Source organism: Pseudomonas sp. MOIL14HWK12:I2 (genome assembly GCF_000510745.1).
In the GTDB taxonomy this organism is placed as follows: Bacteria; Pseudomonadota; Gammaproteobacteria; order Pseudomonadales; family Pseudomonadaceae; genus Chryseomonas; species Chryseomonas oryzihabitans.
Map to the genome: position 1 here is coordinate 646,622 of NZ_KI783313.1, position 6,616 is coordinate 653,237.

The window sequence follows — 6,616 nt, forward strand, 5'->3', positions numbered from 1 at the left end:
GCTACCTAGCTGCGCGGCAGGGTCAGGGTAACCCGAAGACCGCCCTCGCGGCGGTTGCGCAGCTCCACCTCGCCACCATGGGCATGGGCCAGGTTGCGGGCGATGCCCAGGCCCAGGCCGTAACCCTGGCGGTCGGTGGCCAGGCGGACATGGGGCTGGAACACCTGCTCCAGCTCCTGCTCCGGCACTCCCGGGCCTTCGTCGTCGACATGCAGGACGAAGGCCTGGCCGTCGTCTTCCACCTGCAGGTGGGCGCGATAGCCATACTTGAGGGCATTGTCCAGCAGGTTGCCGATGCAGCGTTTCAGCGCCAGCGGCTTGCCCAGCAGGGTGCCCCGGGCTTCCCCGGTGAGGCGCACCCGCGGTGGCTGCTCCTGGGTGAAGGGCTCCACCAGCTGCAGCAGCAGCGCCTGCAGGTCGACGGGCTCCAGATTCTCGTGGATGTCGGTGTCCTTGACGCACTGCAGGGCGCCCTTGACCAGCAGGTCCAGCTCGTCAAGATCGCGCACCAGCTTGGCCTGCATCACCTCGTCGTCCACCAGCTCGGCGCGCAGGCGCAGCCGGGTAATGGGCGTGCGCAGGTCGTGGGAGATGGCGCTGAACAGCTGGGCGCGCTCGTCCAGGTAACGGGCGATGCGTTCACGCATGGCGTTGAAGGCGCGGGTGACCTCGCGGATCTCCTGGGCGCCCTCCTCGCGCACCGGCGGCGTATGCACCTCCAGCGACAACTCTCGCGCGGCACGCGACAGCCGCTTGAGCGGGCGACTCTGCCAGCGGATCAGCAGGCCGATGAACAGCAGCAGGAAGGCGCTGCTGAAGACCATGAACAGCAGCTGCTGCAGCGGCAGCCAGGACTCGTCCAGGCTGTAGTAGGGCGCCGGCATCAGGGTGGCGAGATACACCCACTCCCCTTCGCCGATGCGGATCTGGGTCACCAGCACCGGCGGCTCCAGCGGCTCCAGACTCAGGGCGTAGTGCGCCCAGGAGCGCGGCAGTTCGTCGAGCGCCACGGCGCCGTTGAACAGCCGCAGCTGCTGCGGGCCGATGAATTCGACGTACATGGGCATGGCCGCGCCCAGGCGTTCGCGCAGTACCGCCTCGACCCCCTGGAGCACCGCCCGGCGGCCGGGCGTATCCGGCAGCGCCTGCATGGTCAGCGGCTTTTCGTTGAGCGAGACGAAGAAGCGCGTGCCGCCCATGTTGCGCAACTGCTCCAGCACCAGCGGCCGATAGGCCGGCGGCAGCAGGCTGAAGTAGCGCACGCTGGCGGCGATGGAATAGCCCAGGCTGCGGGCCGCCGTCTGCAGGCCCTGGTTGCGGTCGCTGCGCAGGGAGGCGGACCAGAACAGTGCCGAGGCACCCTGGGCCAGGAGCACCGCCAGCAGGGTCAGGAGCAGCATCCGCGCCAACAGGGAACGCGGCACCAGCCGCGCGAGCAGACCGCTACACCGCATCGGCGACCAGTCCGCTGACCTCGGCGGCGAGCAGATAGCCGGAACCCCGTACGGTGCGGATCAGCCGCGGCGACTTGCCGGTGTCTCTCAGGCGCTGGCGCAGGCGACTCACCGCCATGTCGACGATGCGCTCCAGCGGCAGCACCTCGCGGCCGCGGGTGGCATTGGCGATGGTGTCGCGATCGAGGATCTGCTGGGGATGGTCGAGAAACAGCTTGAGCAGGGTGAAATCGGCGCCGGAGAGGATCACCTCCTCACCGTCGCGATGGAACAGCCGGTGGCTGACCGGATCCAGGCGCCAGTCGTCGAAGGTGAGCAGACCGGTGGCCGCCGGGCGCGTCTCGCCGAAGCCGGCCCGGCGCAGCAGCGCCTTGATGCGTGCCAGCAATTCACGCGGACTGAAGGGCTTGCCCAGGTAGTCGTCGGCGCCCAGCTCCAGGCCGATCACCCGATCGGCTTCGTCGGAACTGGCGGTAAGCATGATGATGGGGACCTGGCGGCAACTGGACTGCTCGCGCATCCAGCGGCAGAGGGCGAAGCCGTCTTCGCCGGGAAGCATGACGTCGAGGATCAGCAGATCGGGGACGAAGTCGCCCAGCGCCCGGCGCAGTTCGCGGCCGTCGCCGACGGCGCGCACCCGATAGCCGGCACGGGTGAGATAGGCGTCGAGAAGCTCACGGATTTCCCCGTCGTCGTCGACGACCAGGAGGGATTTGCCCAGGGTGGACATGGCGATGTTCGCTCTTGTTGTCTTGGCCGGAGGCCAGCTACCGGTAGTGCCGGCAGCATACCGGGGTCGGGCGACCTTGAGTAGTCGCCCGACCCCGGGGGTGGATCAGGCCTGCCGTGCCTCGGCGATGGTCTGATCCAGGGCGACGCCGGCACCGAACAGGCCCGGGTACTCGGCGGTCACCAGCCAGGCCGGGATGTCCTTGAGGTAGGCGCTGCTGGTCTTGCCCTTGTCGGCGAAGGCATGGGCGAAGGCCCCGCTCTGGAAGCGCTCGACGAAGCGCGGCAGGATGCCACCGGCGATGTAGACGCCACCCAGGGCGCCCAGGGTCAGGGCCGCGTTGCCGGCGACCCGCGCCAGCCAGATGAAGAACTGTTCCAGCACGGCGTCGGCATAGGGATCACCCTTGAGCGCCAGCTCGCAGATGTCCGCCGCGCTGTGCAGGGCGGCGGTCCGGCCGTCCAGTTCGCAACTCGCGTGATAGAGGTTGACCAGGCCGCTGCCGGACACCACGCGCTCGGCGGAGACGTGGTTGCCGAACTGGCGCTTGAGGATCTTCCAGATATCGAATTCGCGCTGAGTGTTGATCGGCAGGTCGACATGACCGCCCTCGCTGGGCAGCACGATCCAGCGATCCTTGCCGCTCGGCACCAGGCTGGCGAGACCCAGGCCGGTGCCCGGCCCGATCACCAGGCGCGGGCGGGTCGGCAGGGCAATGCCGTCGCGCACCTGGACGGAGTCCGCCGGATCCAGGCGGGCGATCGCCCAGGCCATGGAGGTGAAGTCGTTGATCAGCAGCAGATGGGTCAGGCCCAGCTCGCGGCAGAACTGCTCGCGCTTGATCACCCAGTGATTGTTGGTGAAGCGGAAGTCACCCTCGCCCACCGGGCCCGCACAGGCGAGGCACACGGCGGAGATGTCGTCCAGCGCCACGCCGGTCTGCGCCAGATACTTGCGCACGGCGTCTTCCGGGCAGGCGTAATCCGCACAGGCGAAGACCTCGATGGCCTCCAGGCGACCGTCGCGCCACAGGGCGAAGCGGGCATTGGTGCCCCCGATGTCGCCAACCAAAGCCAAACTCATTTCAGCGCCTCCAGGCTGGAAGTAAATGCACTGGCACCCGATTCGGCCGTGCTCATGGCGCCGCGCATGAAGGCGAACAACTCACGACCACAGCCTACCCCGGTGCCCTGGGGCGCTTCGACCGCCTGGCGGGCCATCCATTCGTCCGCCGGGACCAGAATCTTCAGCTCTCCGGTACGCCCATCGACGCGGATGAGATCGCCATCACAGACCTTGGCCAGCGGACCGCCATCGATGGCTTCCGGGCAGACGTGAATCGCCGCCGGAACCTTGCCCGAGGCGCCGGACATGCGGCCGTCGGTGACCAGCGCCACCTTGAAACCGCGATCCTGCAGCACGCCCAGGTAGGGGGTGAGCTTGTGCAACTCGGGCATGCCCAGGGCCTTGGGTCCCTGGAAGCGTACCACCGCGACGAAATCGCGCTCCAGCTCGCCGGCCTTGAAGGCGGCGGCCAGTTCGCTCTGGTCATGGAAGACCCGCGCCGGGGCTTCCACCAGCTGGTGCTTGGGCGCCACGGCCGACACCTTCATCACGCCGCGACCGAGGTTGCCCTGCATGACGCGCAGACCGCCCTCCTCGTTGAACGGGCGACTGGCCGGACGCAGGATGTCTTCGTCCAGGCTCTCGGCCCGGCCGGTGCGCCATTCCAGCTTGCCCTCCACCAGGAAGGGCTCCTGCAGGTAGCGCGACAGGCCGCGACCCATGATGGTGTTGACGTCTTCGTGCAGCAGCCCGGCCTCGAGCAGGGTGTGCACCATGAAGTTGACGCCACCGGCGGCGTGGAAGTGGTTCACGTCGGCCTTGCCGTTGGGATAGACCTGGGCCAGGGTCGGGGTCACCGCCGAGATCTCGGCCATGTCGTCCCAGGTCAGCTGGATGCCGGCGGCCTGGGCGATGGCCGGGATGTGCAGGGTGTGGTTGGTCGAGCCGCCGGTGGCGCTCAGGGCCACCACCGAGTTGACGATGGACTTCTCGTCGACGATCTCGCCCAGCGGCATGAAGTTGCCGCCCTGGTGGGTGATGCGGGTCACCTGACGCGCCGCCTCGCGGGTGAGTTCGTCGCGCAGCGGGGTGTAGGGATTGACGAAGGAGGAACCCGGCAGGTGCAGGCCCATGACCTCCATCACCACCTGGTTGGTGTTGGCGGTGCCATAGAAGGTACAGGTGCCGGGGCTGTGGTAGGACTTCATCTCCGATTCCAGCAGCTCTTCGCGGGTCGCCTTGCCCTCGGCGAAGGCCTGGCGCACGCGCGCCTTCTCCTTGTTGGAGATGCCCGAAGGCATGGGGCCGCCCGGGACGAAGATCATCGGCAGATGGCCGAAGCGCAGCGCGCCGATCATCAGCCCGGGAATGATCTTGTCGCAGATGCCGAGCAGCAGCGCGGCGTCGAACATGTTGTGCGACAGGGCCACGGCGGTGGACATGGCGATGACTTCGCGACTCGCCAGGCTCAGCTCCATGCCGGCCTCGCCCTGGGTCACGCCGTCGCACATGGCGGGCACGCCACCGGCGAACTGACCGACGGAGCCGATCTCGCGCAGGGCCTGCTTGATGATCTCCGGATAGTGCTCATAGGGCTGGTGAGCCGACAACATGTCGTTGTAGCTGGAAACGATGGCGACGTTGGCCTGGTCCATCAAACGGAGGCGCTGCTTATCCGTCGAGGATCCACACCCGGCGACGCCATGGGCGAAATTGGCGCATTGCAGTTTGCCGCGCTGCGGACCGTCGCTGGCGGCGGCCCGGATCATGGCGAGGTAACGCTCACGGGTCGGACGACTGCGTTCCACCAACCGCTGTGTGACTTCGAGGACGCGAGGATGCATGGTTTCGATTCTCCACCGGGCTAAATTTGTTGTTATTTAAAACATTCACAGCCAAATTGGCGCTATTATTCCGCTTAGCACGCGTCATGTGTAATGTTTTTTACAACAAAACCCAGCTATCGCGAGGTTTCTCTCAATGAGTATTCGTATTGCCATCAATGGTTTTGGACGCATCGGCCGCAACGTGCTGCGGGCGCTGTATACCGAAGGCTATCGCCAGGACCTGGAGGTCGTCGCGATCAACGACCTGGGCGACGCCGCCATCAATGCGCATCTCCTACAGTATGACAGCGTTCATGACCGCTTCCCTGCCGAGGTGTCCGTCGAGGGCGACAAGCTGGTGGTCAATGGCGATCGCATCGCCGTGACGGCCATCCGCAATCCGGCCGAGCTGCCGTGGAAAGAGATGAAGGTCGACGTGGTGTTCGAGTGCACCGGTCTCTTCACCAACCGCGACAAGGCCGCTGCCCACCTGGAAGCCGGCGCCTCCAAGGTGATCATCTCGGCCCCGGGCAAGGACGTGGACGCCACCATCGTCTATGGCGTCAACGACAACATCCTGCGCCAGTCGCACCAGATCATCTCCAACGCCTCCTGCACCACCAACTGCCTGGCGCCCGTCGCCCAGGTGCTGCAGCGCGAACTGGGCATCGAGAACGGTCTGATGACCACCATCCATGCCTACACCAACGACCAGAACCTGTCGGACGTCTATCACTCTGATCCCTTCCGGGCGCGTTCGGCCACCCAGTCGATGATCCCGACCAAGACCGGTGCCGCCGAGGCCGTGGGCCTGGTACTGCCGGAGCTGCAAGGCAAGTTTAGCGGCATGGCCGTGCGGGTGCCGACCATCAACGTGTCACTGGTCGATCTGACCATCCTGACCGCCAAGGAAACCGACGCCAAGACCATCAACGCCTTCATGAAGGCCGCGGCCGAAGCCTCGCCGGTACTGGGCTACAACGACAAGCCGCTGGTCTCCATCGACTTCAACCACAACCGCCTGTCGTCGATCTTCGACGCCAACCACACCAAGGTGAGCGGCAAGCTGGTGAAGATCATGGCCTGGTACGACAACGAGTGGGGCTTCTCCAACCGTATGCTCGATACCTGCAAGGCGCTGGTCAACGCGCCGGCCTGAGGTCTGTAGGACTCAGCTGAAAAAGCGCCTTCGGGCGCTTTTTTCGTTTTCGGTTGCGGCAAGGTCGGTCCACGGATGCGGCCGCTCCTGCGGGGGGGATCTCCGAAGATAAGAGCTACTGTCTTTATCGCGGCCATGGGCCGCTCCTACAGCAGCTGGATCTTCTGTAGGAGCGGTCGCTACGGCGCACCGGCATGGCCGCGATACGAATCGGAGTCTGTTCCGGTCACGCACCCATGGTGAGCCCTGCCCTCACCCCAACCCTCTCCCTAGGGGAGAGGGGTTGTTCGAGCGAGCGGTTGGTCTTCCGCGGCCAGGAAAGCACCGTAGCGTGGAAAACGGCGCAGCCTTTTCCGCCTGGGCCTTCATCGTGAAGCGTGCC

The 6,616-nt window shown here is 66.1% G+C and carries 5 protein-coding genes; 1 reads left to right on the forward strand and 4 read right to left on the reverse strand.

Translation table 11 applies throughout. The annotated features are described in order from the left end of the window. Positions 1-5 precede the first annotated feature (5 nt). The 4 genes from PSK12I2_RS0119290 to edd form a co-directional block, all read right to left on the reverse strand. Entirely contained in the window at positions 6-1,454 is a 1,449-nt protein-coding gene (locus PSK12I2_RS0119290) for an ATP-binding protein (RefSeq protein WP_007158677.1), read from the reverse strand. Next, positions 1,444-2,184 (reverse strand): response regulator, encoded by a 741-nt coding sequence (locus tag PSK12I2_RS0119295; protein ID WP_027599669.1) that lies wholly within the window; start codon positions 2,182-2,184, stop codon positions 1,444-1,446. Before PSK12I2_RS0119295 ends, PSK12I2_RS0119290 begins: the two co-directional genes overlap by 11 nt. Positions 2,185-2,289: 105 nt before the next feature. Then, positions 2,290-3,267 carry a glucokinase gene (locus PSK12I2_RS0119300; protein ID WP_027599670.1) on the reverse strand — a complete coding sequence of 326 codons (978 nt, stop codon included), beginning with the start codon at positions 3,265-3,267 and terminating at the stop codon, positions 2,290-2,292. After that, positions 3,264-5,093, reverse strand: a complete 1,830-nt coding sequence (edd, locus tag PSK12I2_RS0119305) for a phosphogluconate dehydratase (RefSeq protein ID WP_027599671.1) — start codon at positions 5,091-5,093, stop codon at positions 3,264-3,266. Before edd ends, PSK12I2_RS0119300 begins: the two co-directional genes overlap by 4 nt. 136 nt (positions 5,094-5,229) lie before the next feature. Between edd and gap the strand changes: the two genes are divergently transcribed. Beyond that, positions 5,230-6,234 (forward strand): type I glyceraldehyde-3-phosphate dehydrogenase, encoded by a 1,005-nt coding sequence (gap, locus tag PSK12I2_RS0119310; RefSeq protein WP_007158681.1) that lies wholly within the window; start codon positions 5,230-5,232, stop codon positions 6,232-6,234. The last annotated feature ends 382 nt before the right edge of the window (positions 6,235-6,616 follow it).

What these genes read in the sequence shown, in the direction of transcription:
- PSK12I2_RS0119290 (WP_007158677.1), bottom strand. Translation starts at nt 1,454, where the DNA reads ATGCGGTGTAGCGGTCTGCTCGCGCGGCTGGTGCCGCGTTCCCTGTTG.
- PSK12I2_RS0119295 (WP_027599669.1), bottom strand. Translation starts at nt 2,184, where the DNA reads ATGTCCACCCTGGGCAAATCCCTCCTGGTCGTCGACGACGACGGGGAA.
- PSK12I2_RS0119300 (WP_027599670.1), bottom strand. Translation starts at nt 3,267, where the DNA reads ATGAGTTTGGCTTTGGTTGGCGACATCGGGGGCACCAATGCCCGCTTC.
- edd (WP_027599671.1), bottom strand. Translation starts at nt 5,093, where the DNA reads ATGCATCCTCGCGTCCTCGAAGTCACACAGCGGTTGGTGGAACGCAGT.
- gap (WP_007158681.1), top strand. Translation starts at nt 5,230, where the DNA reads ATGAGTATTCGTATTGCCATCAATGGTTTTGGACGCATCGGCCGCAAC.